At 51.1% G+C, this 18,401-nt stretch carries 17 protein-coding genes and 1 other RNA gene; 6 read left to right on the forward strand and 12 right to left on the reverse strand.

The genetic code is table 11. From position 1 onward, the window contains the following. Positions 1 to 77 precede the first annotated feature (77 nt). Positions 78 to 1,535, reverse strand: coding sequence for a sugar MFS transporter (locus tag ACAW87_RS16970; protein WP_370724825.1), 1,458 nt, complete (start codon positions 1,533 to 1,535; stop codon positions 78 to 80). Between the two features lie 164 nt (positions 1,536 to 1,699). On the opposite strand from ACAW87_RS16970, the gene ACAW87_RS16975 reads away from it, so the two are divergent. Beyond that, on the forward strand, positions 1,700 to 2,125 hold the full coding sequence (locus ACAW87_RS16975) for an OsmC family protein (protein WP_370724826.1): 426 nt from the start codon (positions 1,700 to 1,702) through the stop codon (positions 2,123 to 2,125). A gap of 38 nt (positions 2,126 to 2,163) precedes the next feature. Here the strand turns inward: ACAW87_RS16975 and ACAW87_RS16980 are convergent, their stop codons facing one another. The 3 genes from ACAW87_RS16980 to ACAW87_RS16990 all read right to left on the reverse strand — a co-directional run bounded on the left by ACAW87_RS16980 (position 2,164) and on the right by ACAW87_RS16990 (position 5,269). Next, positions 2,164 to 3,291 carry an alpha/beta hydrolase gene (locus ACAW87_RS16980; RefSeq protein ID WP_370724827.1) on the reverse strand — a complete coding sequence of 376 codons (1,128 nt, stop codon included), beginning with the start codon at positions 3,289 to 3,291 and terminating at the stop codon, positions 2,164 to 2,166. Positions 3,292 to 3,426: 135 nt separating this feature from the next. Next, positions 3,427 to 4,536 carry an ATP-grasp domain-containing protein gene (locus tag ACAW87_RS16985; protein WP_370724828.1) on the reverse strand — a complete coding sequence of 370 codons (1,110 nt, stop codon included), beginning with the start codon at positions 4,534 to 4,536 and terminating at the stop codon, positions 3,427 to 3,429. Positions 4,537 to 4,564: 28 nt separating this feature from the next. After that, positions 4,565 to 5,269, reverse strand: coding sequence for an esterase family protein (locus ACAW87_RS16990; RefSeq protein WP_370724829.1), 705 nt, complete (start codon positions 5,267 to 5,269; stop codon positions 4,565 to 4,567). A gap of 101 nt (positions 5,270 to 5,370) precedes the next feature. Here ACAW87_RS16990 and ACAW87_RS16995 point away from each other — a divergent pair, with 101 nt between their 5' ends. The 3 genes from ACAW87_RS16995 (at position 5,371) to ACAW87_RS17005 (ending at position 9,071) form a co-directional block, all read left to right on the forward strand. Further along, positions 5,371 to 6,216 (forward strand): alpha/beta hydrolase, encoded by an 846-nt coding sequence (locus ACAW87_RS16995; protein WP_370724830.1) that lies wholly within the window; start codon positions 5,371 to 5,373, stop codon positions 6,214 to 6,216. Positions 6,217 to 6,282: 66 nt separating this feature from the next. Further along, positions 6,283 to 7,119, forward strand: a complete 837-nt coding sequence (locus tag ACAW87_RS17000) for a glycoside hydrolase family 16 protein (RefSeq protein WP_370724831.1) — start codon at positions 6,283 to 6,285, stop codon at positions 7,117 to 7,119. 236 nt (positions 7,120 to 7,355) lie between these two features. Beyond that, positions 7,356 to 9,071, forward strand: a complete 1,716-nt coding sequence (locus ACAW87_RS17005) for an alpha/beta hydrolase (protein WP_370724832.1) — start codon at positions 7,356 to 7,358, stop codon at positions 9,069 to 9,071. A 12-nt stretch (positions 9,072 to 9,083) separates the two neighbouring features. On the opposite strand, the gene ACAW87_RS17010 is transcribed toward ACAW87_RS17005, so the two are convergent. From ACAW87_RS17010 to ACAW87_RS17040, 7 genes are all read right to left on the reverse strand, one after another. Continuing rightward, positions 9,084 to 10,469 (reverse strand): sensor histidine kinase, encoded by a 1,386-nt coding sequence (locus ACAW87_RS17010; protein ID WP_370724833.1) that lies wholly within the window; start codon positions 10,467 to 10,469, stop codon positions 9,084 to 9,086. 85 nt (positions 10,470 to 10,554) lie between these two features. Continuing rightward, positions 10,555 to 11,592 (reverse strand): acyl-CoA reductase, encoded by a 1,038-nt coding sequence (locus ACAW87_RS17015; RefSeq protein ID WP_370724834.1) that lies wholly within the window; start codon positions 11,590 to 11,592, stop codon positions 10,555 to 10,557. Between the two features lie 110 nt (positions 11,593 to 11,702). Continuing rightward, the gene (gene trmD / locus ACAW87_RS17020; protein ID WP_370724835.1) at positions 11,703 to 12,377 is read right to left on the reverse strand and encodes a tRNA (guanosine(37)-N1)-methyltransferase TrmD; all 675 of its coding nucleotides are present in this window, start codon (positions 12,375 to 12,377) and stop codon (positions 11,703 to 11,705) included. A 7-nt stretch (positions 12,378 to 12,384) separates the two neighbouring features. Continuing rightward, on the reverse strand, positions 12,385 to 12,975 hold the full coding sequence (gene rimM / locus ACAW87_RS17025; RefSeq protein ID WP_370724836.1) for a ribosome maturation factor RimM: 591 nt from the start codon (positions 12,973 to 12,975) through the stop codon (positions 12,385 to 12,387). A 181-nt stretch (positions 12,976 to 13,156) separates the two neighbouring features. Further along, entirely contained in the window at positions 13,157 to 13,759 is a 603-nt protein-coding gene (locus ACAW87_RS17030; RefSeq protein ID WP_370724837.1) for a 30S ribosomal protein S16, read from the reverse strand. 99 nt (positions 13,760 to 13,858) lie between these two features. Continuing rightward, positions 13,859 to 14,341: RNase P RNA component class A (gene rnpB, locus ACAW87_RS17035), an RNA gene on the reverse strand. Between the two features lie 159 nt (positions 14,342 to 14,500). Further along, entirely contained in the window at positions 14,501 to 15,385 is an 885-nt protein-coding gene (locus ACAW87_RS17040; protein WP_370724838.1) for an NAD(P)H-binding protein, read from the reverse strand. 144 nt (positions 15,386 to 15,529) lie between these two features. On the opposite strand from ACAW87_RS17040, the gene ACAW87_RS17045 reads away from it, so the two are divergent. Together ACAW87_RS17045 and ACAW87_RS17050 are read left to right on the forward strand one after the other, a co-directional pair. Continuing rightward, positions 15,530 to 16,144, forward strand: coding sequence for a 3'-5' exonuclease (locus ACAW87_RS17045; RefSeq protein WP_370724839.1), 615 nt, complete (start codon positions 15,530 to 15,532; stop codon positions 16,142 to 16,144). A gap of 40 nt (positions 16,145 to 16,184) precedes the next feature. Beyond that, positions 16,185 to 17,831, forward strand: a complete 1,647-nt coding sequence (locus ACAW87_RS17050) for a glycoside hydrolase family 32 protein (RefSeq protein ID WP_370724840.1) — start codon at positions 16,185 to 16,187, stop codon at positions 17,829 to 17,831. Here the strand turns inward: ACAW87_RS17050 and ACAW87_RS17055 are convergent. Then, the gene (locus tag ACAW87_RS17055; RefSeq protein WP_370724841.1) at positions 17,828 to 18,349 is read right to left on the reverse strand and encodes an acyl-CoA thioesterase; all 522 of its coding nucleotides are present in this window, start codon (positions 18,347 to 18,349) and stop codon (positions 17,828 to 17,830) included. The two genes, ACAW87_RS17050 and ACAW87_RS17055, sit on opposite strands and share 4 nt — an antisense overlap. Positions 18,350 to 18,401: the final 52 nt, after the last annotated feature.

Consider the following 18,401-nt stretch of genomic DNA (forward strand, 5'->3'; position numbering starts at 1 on the left):
CTGGTTTTGGTCTTCATCGACTGATGCAAATCAAAACCAGCCCTTTATTAGTGCCGTTTCAGGCAACTTTACAGCCATTAATGGCCGCCCTTACTGACCACCGCTTTATCGAAATCGATGCCCTGTTTGCGTAGTACAGCCTGTACGCGCAAGCCAAAGAAAAACAGGTAGGCAAAACAGACTACAGCCGTTAAGTACGAGAGTTGAATGCCCACCATATCGGCAACCTTGCCTTGAATAAGGGGAATGATAGCGCCTCCCAGAATCATCATGATCAGGAAAGCCGCTCCCTGATTGGTGTACTTTCCGAGGCCAGCCGTTCCGAGTGAGAAAATACTTGGCCACAGGATAGAGCAGAACAACCCGCCGCTGATGAGTGAGAACAAAGCAACTTTACCCGTGGCAAAAACACCGATGATGCTCAGAATAGCCCCGACAGCCGTGAAATACAGCAGGATGGTCACCGGTTTCTCACGGCTGGCAATGTAAGTCGCAATCATAACCAGAATGCAGATGACGTATGGATAAAGATCGCTTACGTCGCCGCTATACAGGGCATTCACGCCCAGCACAATGGCAAACGCGACAAAGGGAACCACAACGACCAACACCCTTTTCAAGGCCGCCGACGGGTTGAAATTGGCGATGGAAGCAGTCCAGCGGCCAATCATCATACTCCCCCAGAATAGCGAAACGTACTTGGAAACCTGTGAGGCTTCGAGCTTTTCCACCTGTTTGAGGTATTCGCCCAGGTTTGAGCCAATGGTTACTTCGACGCCCACATACACGAAAATAGCGGTCATGCCCAGCACTAGTTGCGGAAACCGGAGTACGCCCGTGCCTACTTCTATTTTTTCGTCGTTGGTGATGTGGGGCAGTTTAGAGAATTTAAAAAATACCGCCATTGCCAGAAATAAAGCTCCCAAAACCAGGTAAGGCACCTTCACCGATTCTACAGTAGCGCTTTGGGCTGCTTCAGGCGAGATAGACCCGAAAATGGCAAACGATACCAGCACAGGACCAATTGTACCGCCCAGATTATTCACGGCACCACCCAGGTTAATGCGTTGCGAACCGGTTTCGGGTGGCCCAAGCGCAACCATAAAAGGCTGTGTAGCAGTTTGTTGCAACGAAAAACCAAGTCCCACAATGAACAGACCTGATAACAACAAACTATACGATTGCATTTCGGCGGCAGGGTAAAACAACAACGTACCTACGGCCGAGATCAATAGACCGTAGATGATTCCGTTTTTGTAGCCAATACGGTTGAGCACATCCGTTTTCATCGAAGCCGATACCAACAGATACAGAATTGACCCGACGAAATAGGCCGCGTAGAACGCAAAATCGATATACTGCGCCTGCGTTTGAGTTAGCTGAAACTTGTCTTTAAAGAGCGGAATCAGAATACCATTCGAGGCCGCCACAAAGCTCCAGAAGAACCAGACAGACATTAGGGTGTACAGTGCCGAGCGATTGTCGGTTTGCTGCGTGAGGGGTTGGCCCGAAGAGGAAACGGGTTCGTTTACCATGCACAATAGAGAGTTAGAAGAGAAAGAAGTTAGGAGCTAACGAATCTGGAAAGAGCGCTCACCAACAAAACTAACCACAATTTTGCACACTATCGGCCCTCCTACCCTCTGGTTGGGGCGCTTTACCTATTTTTGCAATTCACTCATGAGTTACCCCCAGCAGCATGGCAACCATTTCAATAAACTACCCTGGCGATCTACGCACCGAAGATATTCACCTCCAGTCGGGCACCCGCATTAACACCGACGCCCCTACCGACAACCAGGGTCGGGGCGAAGCTTTCTCGCCGACCGATCTGGTAGCCAATGCCCTGGGTACGTGCATCATAACAACGATGGCCATTTTTGCCCGCCGCGATGGCATAGAACTGGCAGGTAGCGAAGCCACTGTTACCAAGATTATGTCGCAGGAAGGAGCACGTCGTATCGCTAAAATTGAGATTAATATGGTGCTAAAAGGCCGTACCACCGACGAAACACCCCTCACTGACGTACAGCGTACCAAATTGGAGCGTATTGCGCAAACCTGCCCCGTGGCCATCAGCCTGCATCCCGATCTGGAACAGGCCGTTTCAATTCGTTGGGTGTAGTTAAATCCAGCAAAAGCTGCGTCCTGTTTACAATTGCTTCAAACTACCAGACCCATTTCTTCGTGTTGCTCCGGGGTTTCGTTCATTGTTTCTTCTTCTCTGAAAAAAAGCCATTGAATAGCCCTGGGCAACTCAGCGCTCCACCAAGATTCTTCGTGTAAGCCGTCAGGATCGATGGCTGTCTGCACGAAAGCGCAGTTGGCAACCGCACAGCGCAGATTATCCTGAAAGCGTTTCAGATTAGGTGACATGAATTTCGATTCCGATTCACCCCCGTACAGATACACGCGGGTATGTTCGCCCAGCATTTTTTCGGCGGCGGCCCGGTAAACACCCGGCGAAATCCAGAGCGAAGGCGAAAAAACCAACCACCGGCCAAACACATCCGGGTACAACAGGCCACCCCAGACGGAGATGAGCCCGCCCAGCGACGAACCCCCTATTCCTGTATTGGCTACGTCGGACCGGGTACGAAAACGAGCATCGATCATCGGCTTCACGGTATTGACCAAAAAATTCAGGTACGTTCTCCCCTGCCCCAGCCCCGGTTTAACGGCCTCGACGGTATACTCCTTTATCCGGTTTTGTTCGGCATGATCAATGGCTACAATGATCAGGCGATGCTGCCGTCGGGTAGCTAATTGTGCCAGTCGAAACTCGGTGAGCCACGAGCCATAGCCTTTCCCCTCGCCAATCAGGTTTTGCCCATCATTAAGGTAGAGCACCGGGTACGACTCATCGCTGCTGTCGTAATCATAAGGCAACACTACCTGCACCCGTCGGGGAGTTGGGCTACCCGGATAATCAGCGTAAATCGTTTGTTCAACGGGTAAAAATGCCGGGTTGATTGGCTGGCCGTTCCACTGCCAGTAAGGCACATAATCCTGCGACTGCTCTGCATCGCGGTCCAGAACCCGATTGGCCGTAATGCCACCCAATTCGTCCAGTTCGAGGCTATCGGTGCCGCCCCGGTAATATTTGTATTCAATGGGATCGGACCAGTTGTCTTCAATCGACAGATTTAGTTCGAAACGACCATCGCCTGTTGACTGTAATTGCAGGGTTTGTATGTCAACAGCCCAGTTACAAAAATTACCCGTCATAAATACGGGTCTCTCGTCGTGGGCTGGGGTAAGTAGTTCAAGATGAAGCGTATGCGTTTTCATACATACATAACAGTCACTCCCTGTGAATTGTCTCGTTTAGGCCAGGAAAACGTACCTGCGGGTTCACAAAAAAATGGTTCTCCTCGGGCGGTCAAGCCCGGTAAGAACCATTTTCATCTTTATCGAGAAACGTGCCTATTTCTTCTTTTTAGGCTTGTCTTCTTTGGGCTTAATGTCAGATTTGGCCTCTACTTTCGAGCCTCTTTCAGACTTTTTAGGCTTGCTCTCTTTCATGGCCTCGCCTACTTCTACTGTGGCGGGTGGCGTTTTCTTAACGCGCTCGGGCTGAATGAGCCCCGTACCAGCCACCGAACCCCGAACAAACGTACCCCAGGTCAGGTTATCCTTTCCTTTTCGAACGAGTTTGGCCCGCTCAATGGCCATATTGGCCGCCGCTTCAACCACCCACTCAAAGTTTGACTGACCTACCGAGTTAATATCGGCGTCGGGAGCGGGGTTGCAGAAATCAATGGCAATGGGCACGCCGTCGCGAACGGCAAACTCAACCGTGTTGAAATCATAGCCCAGGCCGTGGTTCAGCTTCAGCACGTAATCGTGCATGGTTGCCATAAGCTTCTTACCCGCGTCGCCGGTGGTTTTCATTTCGGTGGCGTAACGCAGGTGGTGCGGGTTGCGGGGTTCGTAAGGCATAATCAGCACATCCTTACCACCAATGCAATAGCAGCGGAAATAGTCGGTAAAGTCAATAGCCTCCTGATATAACATCACCAGTTGCCCGGTTTCGTCATAGGCTTTGAACATTTCGTGCGGGTTATCGACTTTATACACGCTTTTCCAGCCACCGCCCGAATGGGGTTTCATGAACGCCGGAAAACCAATATGCTGAAATATATTGTCCCAGTTCATGTGTTGCAGGTTCGAGAACGATTCGTGGCGTGTATCGTCGGGACGTTCTTTCGAGGGCAACAGAATGGTTTTCGGCACAGGCACACCGAGGTGAACGGCCAGCGCGTTATTGAAGAATTTTTCGTCGGCGCTCCACCAGAAAGGGTTATTCACCACGGCAGTACCCGTGAGGGCCGCGTTTTTCAGAAAAGCCTTGTAGAAGGGAACATCCTGCGAAATACGATCGATGATGACGGCATAGTCGTTGGCAACACCTTGCTCTACCCGGTCAATAGATACAAACTCAGCCTGAAAATCAGACTGCTTCTCATTAACACGATCAACGAAGGCTTGTGGAAACGAGCGTTCCATGCCGAATAGGATTCCAATTTTTTTCATATGAGTTGTTTGTTGGTTTAAGTGGCTATCAAATACCATTCAGATACTGCGGAAACTGATCGCGCCAGACAGGCCAGTCGTGATCGCCCCACGGTTTAATGTCGAGCCAGTGCGAAATACCTTTTGCCCCTAACAGATTCGACATGTGAATGTTTGACTCTTTACAAAAGTCATACTCCGACGTACCCAGCACAATACGCATTTGGTAAAGGTGATCGTTCTGAAGACCAGGTATGTAGTCGGGTGGATTGTTGAAGTATACGTTTTGATCGTAATACCCATCCATGAAAGAACGGATGTCAAATTTTGCGCCCATCGACATAAGGTGCGCTACCTGATCGGGATGACGGAATGCAAAGTTAAGTGCCTGAAAACCACCGAAGCTACAACCAGCCACGCCAATTTTTCCGACATTACATTCGCGTTGAATATACGGCACCAGCTCTTCGCAAAGAAAACGGTCGTACAGTACGTGGTTCCAGATGCGGGTGCCGGGATGCAGGTGACGACCATACCAACTATCGCGGTCGACACTATCGATACAGTATAGTTTGATCCGACCTGCTTCGATGTGGCCGCGCGCAGCTTCAGTAAGTTGAAAATCACGGGCTTCGTAAAACCGGCCCATCGTGGTTGGGAATAGCAGTACCGGATAACCCCAGTCGCCATACACGAGCATTTCAATGTCGCGCCCCAAATGGTGTGAATAATACTTGATGTACGACTCTTTCATGCCGTAAAAGTACGAAAGCCTACCCGCCAGAACTGACTATTCATTAAAATGTGGGAACTTTACCACTTGTGAAACATCTGTTTATCTCCCTGCTTGTGCTTATGCTTACCTCTGCGGCAGCCCAGCCGTCGGCTTCTGTGACGGTATTGCCCGACGATTCACTGGTATCGGTACCCCTCAATCGGCCCGTTCACCTCACCGTGATCTTACCACCTTCTTACCTTGAAAATGGATCCCGATATCCGGTTCTCTACCTTAATGATGGGCAAGACATACCGCGCCTGAACCTGAGCGCTGTGCTCGACTCGCTGTATAAAACACAGGCAGTCAATCCTTTTGTGGTAGTAGCCATGCACGCCAACGTCGACCGTATTCAGGAGTATGGAACGGCTTCGCAAGCCGACTACATGAAGCGCGGCAGCAAAGCCGGTGCCTACTCCGATTTTGTACTAACTGAGTTATTGCCGTTCATTCAGAAGCATTACCACGTATCAAATAATCCAGACAAGAATGTAATTGCGGGCTTTTCGTTGGGCGGTTTATCGGCGTTTGATATTGGCTTTCATAATCCCGACCGATTTAGTCGGGTAGGTGTTTTTTCGGGTTCCTTCTGGTGGCGTAAAAAACAGTTCAGCAGCGCTTATGACGACGAGACCGACCGAATCATGCACAGCCTCATCAGAGAATCTAAGCAAAAACCGGCCGTTCGTTTCTGGCTTCAGACAGGTACCAACGATGAAACCAGCGATCGGAATAACAACGGAATTATCGATTCGATCGATGACACCATGGATATCATCCGAGAGTTGGAAAAGAAAGGCTACCAGCGCGAAGCGAATGGAAATGCCCACGACATCAGGTATGTTGAGGTTGTAGGCGGCGAACACAATCAGCACACCTGGAGCGCCATCATGCCCAATTTTTTGACCTGGGCCTTTGGTAAGTAAGCTACTACTGATAGCTACTTTTACACCAACAAATTGATTAACAACCCAATAAACTATTCTTGAACCATGAAATTGATTATACCCATTACGGCCATGGCGGTCTTGCTTGCCTGCAATAAAGCAGCGATTCAACCCATAGTACAGACCCCGCCCACTACCGTTGTGGTGCAGGAGCCGAAAGAGCGAAAGCTGGTTTGGTCGGATGAATTTGACAAAGAGGGTCTGCCCGACCCCGTAAAATGGGGATACGATGTAGGCGGTAATGGTTGGGGAAACAACGAGTTGCAGTACTACACCAAAGACCGCAAAGAAAACGCCCATATTGAAAAAGGTAACCTGATCATTGAAGCGCACAAAGAGTCATATCAGGGCCGTAACTACACCTCGGCCCGACTGCTTACCCAGAAAACGGCCACCTGGCGCTATGGTCGTATGGAAGTAAGAGCAAAGCTTCCGTCGGGTCTGGGTACGTGGCCGGCCATCTGGATGCTGGGCGAAAATATTTCTACCGCCGGATGGCCTCTTTGCGGCGAAATAGACATTATGGAGCATGTGGGCTACGAAGAAGGCGTGGTACACGGTACGCTGCATACCGATGCATACAATCACGGCAAAGGCACTCAGAAAGAAGGCAAAACAACGGTAGCAACAGCCACGTCTGCCTTCCACGTATACGCCATCGACTGGACCAATAACCAGATAGACTTCTACGTAGACGACCAAAAGTATTATAGCATGAACGCCCAGACTACAGGCGGTACGCAACAGCAATGGCCGTTCACACAGCCGTTTTTCATGATTCTAAACGTGGCTGTAGGCGGCAACTGGGGCGGCTTGAAAGGCGTTGACGAAACCATATGGCCCCGCCGGATGGAAGTTGACTATGTGCGGGTTTATCAATAGCAATGGTACGTACTCAGGTACGCAGCTTTTACATCCGTAACAGAGCGTCAGCATCCCCCTTTTATGGTATGTCGCGGCGTTACCTGATTGTCGAACTTTGGGGTACCCAAAAGGCTTCCCGCCTCTATCCACCCCATAAATAGTTTATTTTACTGTTGAAACGAGTTGGCTCAAGCCAGGCTGTCGGACGGGGAAACGATGTATATTACCACCTTATACATCTCCCCCATCCCATCATGCAACGTACCTGTCTTCTCCTGTTTGGCTGTCTGCTGGCTTTTTCGCTACACGCCCAACCCTCTTTCACCGTATCATTCCCGGCCAGTACCACCACCGCCACCCTCGACGGGCGGGTATTGTTGATACTGGCCAAAACGGCATCGCCCGAGCCCAAATTGCAGGTGGGAGATGCGGTAGAAACAGCCCAGATTTTTGGTCTCGATGTAAACGGGATGCAGCCCGGTAAGCCTGTTACCGTTGACGCTGGCGCATTTGGCTATCCGAAACGTAGCCTCCGCGAGTTGCCCGCTGGTGAGTATTACGTGCAGGCCGTACTGCATCGCTACGAAACGTTTACCCGCAGTGACGGCCATACTGTGAAATTGCCCATGGACCGGGGCGAGGGCCAAAACTGGCGTACGGCTCCCGGTAACCTGTTCAGTAAACCACAACGCATTTCGATCAGGGCAGGGCAAAAAGGGGCCATGTCGATTAGCCTGAGTCAGGTAAATCCGCCGATTAGCGAGCCGAAAGACACCCGGTTTATCAAGCACATCAAGATTAAAAGCGAACGGCTCAGCAAATTCTGGGGACGGCCCATGTATCTCGGCGCCAACGTATTACTACCCGCCGGGTTTGATCAGCACCCCGAAGCACGTTACCCACTCTGCCTGTTTCACGGCCACTTTCCGGCCGATTTTGATGGATTCAGCGAAACGCCCCCTCCCGCCAATATGGACACGACCGACTATATTGACCGGTTTAAGCTGAAGGGGTACAACAAAATTGTGGCACAGGAAGCATACGATTTCTATAAAAAGTGGACCAGCCCCAATTTTCCCCGAATGCTGATTGTCGAGATTCAACATGCCAATCCGTACTACGACGACTCATACGCGGTTAATTCACAAAATCTTGGCCCCTACGGCGACGCTATCATGTATGAACTCTTGCCTGAAATTGAACGGCAATTTCGGGGCATTGGGAAGGGTTGGGCGCGCTTTACCTATGGCGGCAGCACAGGCGGCTGGGAAGCACTGGCAGCGCAGGTTTTCTACCCCGATGAATTTAACGGCTGTTTTGCCGCCTGCCCCGACCCTATCGCTTTTGACGCCTACACGGTTTTTAACCTCTACAAAGACAAGAATGCCTATTTCTCCGAAGGACCTTTCCGGCGTACGCCACGCCCCAGCCAGCGCAACTCGCTGGGTCAGGTGAAGGTAACGATGGAAGAAACGAACCATCGCGAACTGGCCCTCGGTACTCATTCACGATCCGGCGATCAGTTCGACATATGGGAGGCGGTGTATTCGCCAGTAGGCTCAGATGGCTACCCCAAACGCATTTGGAACAAAGAAACGGGGGTGATCGATACCACGGTTGCTGCCTACTGGCGCGAGCATTTCGATCTGCTCCACATCCTACGCCGCGACTGGAAAACGTTGGGGCCAAAAGTGACCGGCAAGATTCACCTGTACTGCGGCGACATGGACAATTATTACCTTAACAATGCCGTGTACCTGATGGAAGACTTCCTGAAAACAGTACAAAACCCCGCGGCAAAAAGCGAAGTGGCCTACGGCGACCGGTTCGAGCATTGCTGGAACGGCGACCCGAACGTACCTAACTACATCAGCCGCCTGCGTTACAACACCATGTACATCGACAAAATCCTGAAACGAATTGCCGATAACCACCCCGCCGGAGCCGACCTAACCAGTTGGCGTTACTAATGCGGTACTGTATTATGCAGGTTGCATACTGGTTACCGGGTAAACTAAAGGCCAGGCGAGGGTTAAACTAGCACCCTCGCCTGGCCCTGACCGAATGGTGAGGGTGCCGCCCATATCAGTGGCCCGTTGCTGCAAACTGCGAAGTCCATTGCCACTAAAGGCTTCTTCATCAGCCGAGAAACCAACTCCATCATCAGTAACCGTCAACGTCAGCACCGACTCTTGCACCGACAGCGTTACATAAATGTGGCTGGCCGATGAATGCCGTAATGCATTGTGAAGTAACTCTTTGTAGGCTAGAAAGACGGCGCGTTTCAGCGGTGCCGAGACCAGGTTTCCTGCCGAAAGTGGCGGAAAATTCAGGTGGAGTTCCACGTCCTGAAACTCAAAAAGCGCACGTGCTATCTCGCTGAACCGGCTGGCAAAAACATCGCCACCGGCGGGAGTTTCGGTCAGACTCCACACAATCTGACGCATGTTGGTCAACACCTGCCGGGCCGACTCGTTAATCAGCTGTAATATGGCCATAGCCTGTTCGGGGTGTTTGGCAACCTGCCGCCCGGCTGCCTGACTCAGCATGCTGATACTGCTCAGATCGCCGCCAATATCGTCGTGTAAATCACGGGCAATATCGGCGCGAATACGCTCCAGTTGTCGTTGACGACGTTCATTCTCCTGCAATTGCTGAATTAGTTCAGCCTGAACCCGTAGCCGGTCACGCTCTATCTGACGGTTGGCGAGAGAGGTTCCCATGGTGAAGCACAGCACTTCGAGCACCACGCCAATTTGCATGTAGGTAACAGGAAACGTCAACGCGTTGGTAAGTTCGCGGGTGAACAGACCGGGGATAAAATTGACGGTTAGGGCTATCAGGCAACCCATCACGAAAAAGAAGGAGCCGACGATAAAATAGACCATCACGGCCTGCCTGAGACGAATAATGCGGGGCACCACAAACAGCGCCCCAACAGCCAGGATTGTCCGGTTGGCCACGTATAACCACGACCGGATATCGGCCGAGGTACCCAGCCACCAAAGCACCGTATCGAGAAGTAGATGCCCCGCCAACAACCAAACCATGCCCATCAGCAACCGATAGCTACGCGGGTCGTTATGGGTTATATCCATCAGCATGATCGCAAACCGGATATACAGCAGAAAGGCCAGCGACTCAAGCAGGGTAACGGCATAATTCACACCAGGCTTGTAAACGGCCTGCGCGTATTCCTGATCATCGATCCTGAAGGTGATGACCATACAAACAATGTACAGGGCATATTGCCAGTAAATCGCTTTTCGATGTTGTGCGTACGACAGCAACCCATAAAGGGCCATCATGGCCAGCATTCCATCCAGAAAAAGGCGGAGTGGCAGGTACGAAAGAGGCCAGACAAACATGGCGTAGATAGGTTAGGCTACAGCTACCTTAAAACTACGCATTTTTGCTTACTACCAACTAATCAACATATTAAGCTACCCTAATTCAGTTCAACGACGTTAAAAACGCCATGGTGTCAACGCCATCGGCATAATCCATCAGGTCGGGAAACTGCGTTTGTCCAAATGGAACAGAACCGGCATACCAGCCGCTGGCAGAAGCCACAACCTGAATTTTGTCGGCGTGCTCGGCCAGTAAGCTCTGCAGGTGGTCGAGATCACGATACGTCTGAAAATACACCACCGAAATAGGCGATACCAGACCGGGCTGCTCAGTAATCATCAGAAACCCGTTGTCCAGATGATCAACGCGGTTGACGAGGTAGATCGACCGGTTATAATCGTAGTTGTTCGAGTACTTATGCTGGCTTAGAAATTCCGACGACCGGGGTTCGAGTGTGTGGAGCAGTGGGGTGAAACTGTACGGCTTTCCGTCATAATCAGCAGGCACAAATAAGGTCGATACGTTTCTACAACCCAACCCGAAATATGTCAGGATGTCATCGCCCAGCAACGCCAGTTGATCAGTAGTTTCATCGCCTGTAAGCACCGCGACAGATGAACGATTGTGGCGAATGATATTCGGCTTTTTCGCGAAATAATACGTGAAGTATCGGGCCGTATTGTCACTACCCGTCGCAATAAACGCGTCGGCATCGTTCAGGCGCTCCACAATTTTGATCCGTTCTTTAAAAGCGGGCTCCACCTCGATCAGTGTGTGAATGAGATAGCGCATCAAGAGTTCATCGAGACTGCTCAGTTTGGCCAGTAGTTTATGGCCACTGATTAATACGCACAGCATATCGTGGAAACCCACCGCCGGAATATTGCCCGCCATCACCACGCCAACCCAACGCGGCACCACCGCCTCGGCCGGGTAATGGCTCGTCCAGTCAGTCAGAGCCGCGCGGGTGAGCATACGCTCGGCAATAGCATCGAGCGCACGCTGCACATTCTCCGGGTTGAACCAGTTATTTTTTGAATTAGCCCGGTAAGCCGCTTCCTCCCGATCAACCCGACGGGCCGGATTACGGAGTACGTCGCCTACCTTGACAAATGCATCTATTCGTTGTTGACGATTCATATTTTCAGGTTTGTAGTTTATCGTGTGTGGTTTGTAGTTGCTTTGCTATAGCACCTTCCGGTTGATAGGCAGCGCAACAACAAACCACCAACTACAAACCACAAACTAATTCATTCCAGCAAATCCGGCCTGCGGGCCTGGGTACGTGCCAGGGCTTGTTCGTAGCGCCAGTTATCAATCATAGCTTCATGGCCCGACAGTAAAATATCAGGTACGTTCCAGCCTTCGAAACTGGCAGGGCGGGTGTAGATGGGAGGAGCCAGTAAATCGTCCTGAAAAGAATCAGTCAGGGCCGACGTTTCGTCGCCCAGCACACCGGGAATCAATCGAATAATACCATCAGCCAGTACGGCCGCCGCCAGTTCCCCACCCGACAATACGTAGTCGCCAATGCTAATTTCGCGGGTGATAAAATGCTCGCGTACGCGCTCATCCACCCCTTTATAATGACCACAAAGAATGATCAGATGCTGGGCCAGCGAAAGACGATTTACCAGTGGCTGAGCGAGTCGTTCGCCATCGGGCGTCATGTAAATGACGTCATCGTAGGTACGTTCGGCCTGTAGTTTACGGATGCATTTGGCGATTGGTTCGATCTGCATCACCATACCGGCCCCACCACCAAACGGATAATCGTCGATGCGCCGATGCTTGTCTTCGGTGTAATCGCGCAGGTCGTGTACATATACCTCCACTTGTCCACCCTGCTGCGCCCGTTGCAAAATCGAGTGGCCAAAAAAGCTGTCGAGAAGTCTGGGCAGACAGGTAATAATGTCGATCCGCATGAGTCAGCTAAACTTTATCGTCGTCGGTATCCTCGGCGTCTCCATCCACATTATCGTCGGGCAAACCAGCCTCCGACAAGTAGACTTCGAGTAATCCATCCGGCAAGTTGACGTTCAGCGTTTTGGCGGCACGGTCAACCGTTTTCACGATAGCGCTGTTAATCGGTATCAGCATTTCCTGTCCCCGATAGTCCATCGCAATCAGATCCTGCGTGGCCATGGCCATGACCGACGAGACCGTTCCAAGCGGTCCTTCCTGTTCGTCAATAATCTGAAAGCCAATAATTTCGTGGTAATAAAACCGGTCGGGATCTGTGATCTGTTCCAGATTGTCGAGAGGCAGCCACACCGGGCAGTTGATCAGTTTTTTGGCCTCGTCCAGCGTATCTACATCTTCCAGCGCCAAAATAGCCCGGTCGCGGTTGATCGATGATGACTCAATGAAGTAGGGTGTCAGTTCGCCACGCACTTCAATCAGTACCGAATCAAGGTCTTCGTATTCGGTAGGGTCATCGACGTCCAAAAACAACACCAACTCGCCATTCAGGCCGTGCGTCTTGGTAATATGCCCCAGTTGAAAGCAGTCGTCTTTAGTCATGCTTGAAAGGGAGTTTCAAGTTTCAAGTTTCAGGTCTCAAGTTGCCCCGCCTACGAAACAGTCGTTAATAAGCAGCGCACCTGAAACTTGAAACTTGAAACCTGAAACTCTTTTTATTAATTTATTCTATAAAAAAAGCCTGCTCGGTTGAACAGGCTTTTTGCATTGACAGGAATGCGAATTAAGCAGCTGGTTCGTCCGTAGCAGGTACGTCTGCGGCAGCAGGCGCTTCAGCAACAGGTGTTTCTTCAGCGGCGGTTTCGGCAACCGGTGCTTCTTCGGCCGCAGGGGCTTCTTCGGCAGGTGCTTCAACAACTGGCTCTTCCACTTTGTACTTGGCCGCAATAGCTTCGGCACGGGCAGCAGATACTTTCTGCTCAGCCGCCAGACGCTCTTGACGAGCTTTGTCTTTCGCCTGATCTTTAGTATCAGCAGTACCGGCAACACGGCTAGCTTTGCCTTCTTTCCAGTCAGCAAATTTCTGATCGGCAGCTTCCTGCGTGATCGCGCCTTTTACAACACCTACTTGAAGGTGTTTTTTCAGCATGATCCCTTCGTGTGAGAAGATCGAACGAGTTGTGTCTGAAGGTTGGGCACCTACCATCAGCCAATGCACAGCACGATCGGCTTGCAATACGATGCGGGCAGGGTCAATGTTTGGGTTGTACGAACCGATTTTCTCGATGTACTTACCGTCGCGAGGTGATTTAGACTCGGCTACTACGATGTCATAGATAGCCATACGTTTGCGTCCACGACGCGCTAAGCGAATTTTAACTGCCATTGTCTGGAGTTTTTAAAACCCGGAAAGAACTCGTCTTTCCATGGGGGGAACGCGTCCCCCGGGTGAAACATGGGTGCAAAGGTACGAAAAGAAACGCTACATCGACCCGAATCTATAAGCCGGATTCTGTCGGCCCGACCGTACCCGTGGGCGCATCGAACCGTCTTATCATTTATCTGGGAGAGCCGTCACCGACTCCCTCTATCGATCTACCCGTACCGGCAGCCACCCGAAGATAGCGTGGAGACGAGCAGCCCCGCATCCGGCACATATTTGATCTTTCAGCCCCTAAGGTTTATCCTGCCCCGCTGGTCGCCCAGCGCGCGGTGGTCTCTTACACCCCCTTTTCACCCTTACCTAATCAGTTAACAGTTATCAGTAAACAATTATCAGCCGTTGACTCGGCGCAAAATCGATAACTGATCATTGATAACTGTTAACTGAATGGCGGTATCTTTTCTGTGACACTGGCTGTCGAACGGGGGTTACCCTCCGCCCGCCTTCCCGTTAGGAAGTAGGGTGCTCTATGCTGTCCGGACTTTCCTCCCCACCCGAAAGCGAGGCGATAAGACGATCCGGGTCGCTGTAACGCCGGGCAAAGGTAGGGTAAATAGTTAAAAGGAGTGCCGAGTGTGTAGTGTCGAGTGCATAGTGCCGAGCCTCGAAAGTTCGATCGTACTATTTCGGCATAATTAAAACGGCTTTCCAGACTAGGCACTATGCACTCGGCACTCCTTCTTATTACGCGTTGAACGCTGGGGCAAAGTCATTTTTAGCGAAGTCTTCAAGCTTGGTTTTGCTTAGCGTTGGGCGGTTCACCATGTAATCGCTCTGCATCGAACCATCGCGCAGGGAGGTTCCCAGTTCGGTGTATTTGCTGGCGATTTCTTCGTTTAAACCTGCCTGAAGCATGCCTTGCTTGGTTTGTTCATCGGTGAACACGATCCAGGGCGTCTCGGGTTTTCCGACAGCACTGCCTAGAATCTGTGCAATTTCGGCACCTGTTTTCTCATCACCAGCCACGTAACGTACTTGGAAACGGGTAAAGTCGAGGCGGAGTAATTCGTCGAGCGCGGCTTCGGCAATGTCATTCGTGTGCACCAATACCACGGGCTCATCACCGAAGTTATTGCCCATAATGCCCGCCCCTTTCACCATACCAATCGTCGTAAACAGATTCTGCATGAAGTACGACGGCCGAAGTGCTTTGATGTTCAGCCCCTCAATCGTTTGTAGTTTCTGTTCCAGATCATGAAGCCCATCAATCGGCCCGGTACCCTGACCTTTGTGTGCCCCGATACTGCTGAGCACCACTGCAAACCGAATGTCGTTGGCCTGAATAGCCGTTACAAAACTATCGCTGATCTGATTCTGATACCCACGCCAGTCGGTCACATCCATCCTAGGCGGAATCATCAGATAAACAGCGTCTGCGTTGGCAAACGCAGTAGTAACGAAGGATGGATCAGCCAGATCGCCGACGGCTGCTTTGGCACCCAGTGCTTCAATTTTTGCGGCCGTTTCAGACTTACTGGTGATTACAGTAACCGTATGGCCAGCGGCTAGTAGTCCTTCTGTAATGGGTTTAGCGGTGTGGCCCAATGAGCCTGTGATAGCATAATGCATGATGATAAATCTGTTTAGTGAGTATTATATTTGTACATACAAATGAAACCATTTACCGATCAAAAAGTTCGACCAATACGGCACAAGGGCTTACTTTTGTTTACACGTCTTACTTTACATCAGCCCTTGGGCTGTTCAGAACCAATGCCTTTTTTAGTTCTCGATTTAGAAATGTCAGGCCCCGAGCCGGGATTTAACGAAATCATTCAGCTCGGAGCTGTCCTGTTTGATGATAACTGGGTTGAAAAGGGTCAGTATCTGAGCAATGTATACCCCGAAAACGCCGAAGCCTTCACCGCCTCAGCCGAAAAAGTGCATAATCTCTCTCTGGCCGATCTCGACGATGCCCCGATGATCTATGATGTCATTCCGGAGTTTGAAAACTGGATTTGCGAAAAGCTAAACCTGCGGGTTCCACCCAATCAGGTCGATAAAACGCCGTTTCTACGCAATGTGGTCATCTGCGGACAGAGTGTCATGCACGACATCAATTTCCTGAAACAGGCCTACATCGACGAGAAACTAAAATGGCCCTTCTCCCGCACGCTGGTCGATTTGCACACGCTCAGCTACTTCGTGTTCAGGGTATTGCAAAAAAACGGCAAGCCCACGCCCAAAAGCTTGAGTCTGACTGCCATTGCTGCACACTTTGGCTTCGAGCGCGAAGATTCATTCCACAACGCGCTCGAAGATGCTATTTTGACTGCTCAGTGCCTGAAAACCATTTTTGCCCTGGGCGATGGATTTAAGGTTGCTTAGCCTATTTTGACTCCCAAATACTCCTCAACGTTTCCTACTGATGATTGCCAAATTACCTGCCTCAGTTGCGACCGTTTTGGGTACGTTACTGTGCGTCTGTCTGGGTACGTTCCCGGTCAACGGCCAAGTTGTTTCCTCTAAACCACTCAGCGTAACGGGATCTCCATCCCCACATTGGCGACCTCAGTTTCATGCTACGTCAAAAAAAAACGGGCTTGGCAAACCAACAGCGCTGATTCATCACAAGGGAGAATACCATGTGTTTTTTCAGCAAAAATCGCCAGACTCAACACACATACCCAGCTCGTGGGGGCATGCCGTTAGCAAGGATCTTCACCGCTGGCAAGAGCTGCCGCCGGTGCTTGCCGCCGATTCGACAGAGGCGTATTCGGGAAGTTGTGTGATTGATCGTAAAAACACGGCGGGTTTCGGCAAAAACGCGATGGTGGCCATTTACACGGCCCATCAGAACGGTAACCAGAGTCAGCATCTGGCCTACAGCCTAGACAACGGACGCACGTTCAAGAAATACGCATTCAACCCGGTGCTCGATCTTAATCGGGCCGACTTTACTGATCCGCATGTCTTTTGGTGGAAATCGCTGGACCGCTGGGTGATGAGCGTGGCGTTTCCGAGCGAGCAGCGCGTGCAGTTCTACCAATCAAAAAACCTGCGCAACTGGGTACCGGCCGGCTCGGTTTCCGCACCCAACGATAGTCTGGGCCACTGGGAGTCACCGGCTCTATTCGAAGTATCGTCTGCCTTGCATGAAGTGCGCCTTGCTACTGAACAAGGTGTCGATACACTGGCACACGTTACTGTAATTCGCCAGGGCCGACCATTTGATCCCCAATCCCTAGCCCGGCGGTGGGTATTGCTGGTATCGGTCAGCAGCGGAGCACCATCGGGCGGGGCGGGGGTTCAATATTTTATAGGTACGTTCAACGGGCGTCAGTTTATGCCACAAGACAACCAAACCCGCTGGTTAGACTATGGCACTGATTTTTACGGAGCCATTCCAATCAGTAAACCTGACATAAATGGCGCGGCTTATCCGCAGATCATGGGCTGGATGAATAATCCACAAGCTGCAAAAAGCCAATCTGGTATGTCCTTCCAGGGAGCCATGACCTTACCCCGTACCCTGAAACTAGACCCGGCCGGCAAAGGCATGTATTCATTGATTCAGGTTCCTGATTGTCTATGTCCAATGCCGAAAAGTGATTCGCTTACTGTTCGCACTACCGATACAACCGAGCTCAGCCGACGAATAAAAACTTTTCTGGCCGGGAGTACCAGCTACAAATTGTACATAAAGGCCAAAGCAGGCAACCACGACATCCGGGTACGCAGCGGCTCAGGACAAGAACAAACCGTTGTTCGGTACGACTCAGTTGCGCGGGAAATGGTTCTTGACCGCAGCCGCTCCGGTGTCATGACAAGCAGTATTGTAGCAAATCCGGTTATTAAAGCCCCCTTTCAGCCAATAGGTGGCTGGAATAACGAGGCGTTTTTGTACTACTCTGTCTATGTTGACGGATCATCGGTGGAGGTATTCGGCGCATCCACCACTTGTAAGATTACCAGCCTCATATTTCCAGGAGAGGAAAGTAACGGTGTTTCATTCGGCGGCAAAGGCATTTACGAGGTGCTGGTTTACCGAATTTCACCAACCCAAACCAACTAACTTTCCATCTCCAGCAAAGCCCGGAGTTCCGTGGCTTCCTGCGGTTTCATACGGCCAGCCAACACAAGCCGTAGCTGTCGGCGACGTAGGGCCGACTCGTAGCGTGCTTTTTCGGCATCTGTTTCCGCAATAACTGGCGGCACTTCGATGGGCCGTCCGCTCTGATCAACGGCCACAAACGTGTAGTAGGCGCTGTTTGTGCTGACCCGGATACCGGCCGGAATATCTTCGGCCCAGACCTCGATAAAGACCTCCATCGATGAGCTGAATGCGCGCGTCACCTGCGCTTTCATGGTCACGATATTGCCTAGTTTAATAGGCTCAGCAAACGACACATTGTCGACCGAAGCGGTAACAACAATACGATTAGAGTGCTTTTGGGCAGCAATGGCGGCGGCAATATCCATGAAGTGGAGGAGCCTCCCCCCCATCAGGTTGTTGAGCGTATTGGTATCATTGGGCAATACCATCTCAGTCATGATGGTATGCGATTCGCTGGCGCGTTTTGGTTGCGGCATTCAAAAAGTGACGACAAGCGTCTGCTGGTTGATAAAGTATTTCCGCGGCGAA

Origin of the sequence: Fibrella aquatica, from assembly GCF_041321135.1 — a bacterium.
Classification (GTDB): Bacteria; Bacteroidota; Bacteroidia; order Cytophagales; family Spirosomataceae; genus Fibrella; species Fibrella aquatica.

Coding starts and splice junctions, on each gene's coding strand:
- ACAW87_RS16970 (WP_370724825.1), bottom strand. CDS start 1,535: ATGGTAAACGAACCCGTTTCCTCTTCGGGCCAACCCCTCACGCAGCAA.
- ACAW87_RS16975 (WP_370724826.1), top strand. CDS start 1,700: ATGGCAACCATTTCAATAAACTACCCTGGCGATCTACGCACCGAAGAT.
- ACAW87_RS16980 (WP_370724827.1), bottom strand. CDS start 3,291: ATGAAAACGCATACGCTTCATCTTGAACTACTTACCCCAGCCCACGAC.
- ACAW87_RS16985 (WP_370724828.1), bottom strand. CDS start 4,536: ATGAAAAAAATTGGAATCCTATTCGGCATGGAACGCTCGTTTCCACAA.
- ACAW87_RS16990 (WP_370724829.1), bottom strand. CDS start 5,269: ATGAAAGAGTCGTACATCAAGTATTATTCACACCATTTGGGGCGCGAC.
- ACAW87_RS16995 (WP_370724830.1), top strand. CDS start 5,371: ATGCTTACCTCTGCGGCAGCCCAGCCGTCGGCTTCTGTGACGGTATTG.
- ACAW87_RS17000 (WP_370724831.1), top strand. CDS start 6,283: ATGAAATTGATTATACCCATTACGGCCATGGCGGTCTTGCTTGCCTGC.
- ACAW87_RS17005 (WP_370724832.1), top strand. CDS start 7,356: ATGCAACGTACCTGTCTTCTCCTGTTTGGCTGTCTGCTGGCTTTTTCG.
- ACAW87_RS17010 (WP_370724833.1), bottom strand. CDS start 10,469: ATGTTTGTCTGGCCTCTTTCGTACCTGCCACTCCGCCTTTTTCTGGAT.
- ACAW87_RS17015 (WP_370724834.1), bottom strand. CDS start 11,592: ATGAATCGTCAACAACGAATAGATGCATTTGTCAAGGTAGGCGACGTA.
- trmD (WP_370724835.1), bottom strand. CDS start 12,377: ATGCGGATCGACATTATTACCTGTCTGCCCAGACTTCTCGACAGCTTT.
- rimM (WP_370724836.1), bottom strand. CDS start 12,975: ATGACTAAAGACGACTGCTTTCAACTGGGGCATATTACCAAGACGCAC.
- ACAW87_RS17030 (WP_370724837.1), bottom strand. CDS start 13,759: ATGGCAGTTAAAATTCGCTTAGCGCGTCGTGGACGCAAACGTATGGCT.
- ACAW87_RS17040 (WP_370724838.1), bottom strand. CDS start 15,385: ATGCATTATGCTATCACAGGCTCATTGGGCCACACCGCTAAACCCATT.
- ACAW87_RS17045 (WP_370724839.1), top strand. CDS start 15,530: ATGCCTTTTTTAGTTCTCGATTTAGAAATGTCAGGCCCCGAGCCGGGA.
- ACAW87_RS17050 (WP_370724840.1), top strand. CDS start 16,185: ATGATTGCCAAATTACCTGCCTCAGTTGCGACCGTTTTGGGTACGTTA.
- ACAW87_RS17055 (WP_370724841.1), bottom strand. CDS start 18,349: ATGCCGCAACCAAAACGCGCCAGCGAATCGCATACCATCATGACTGAG.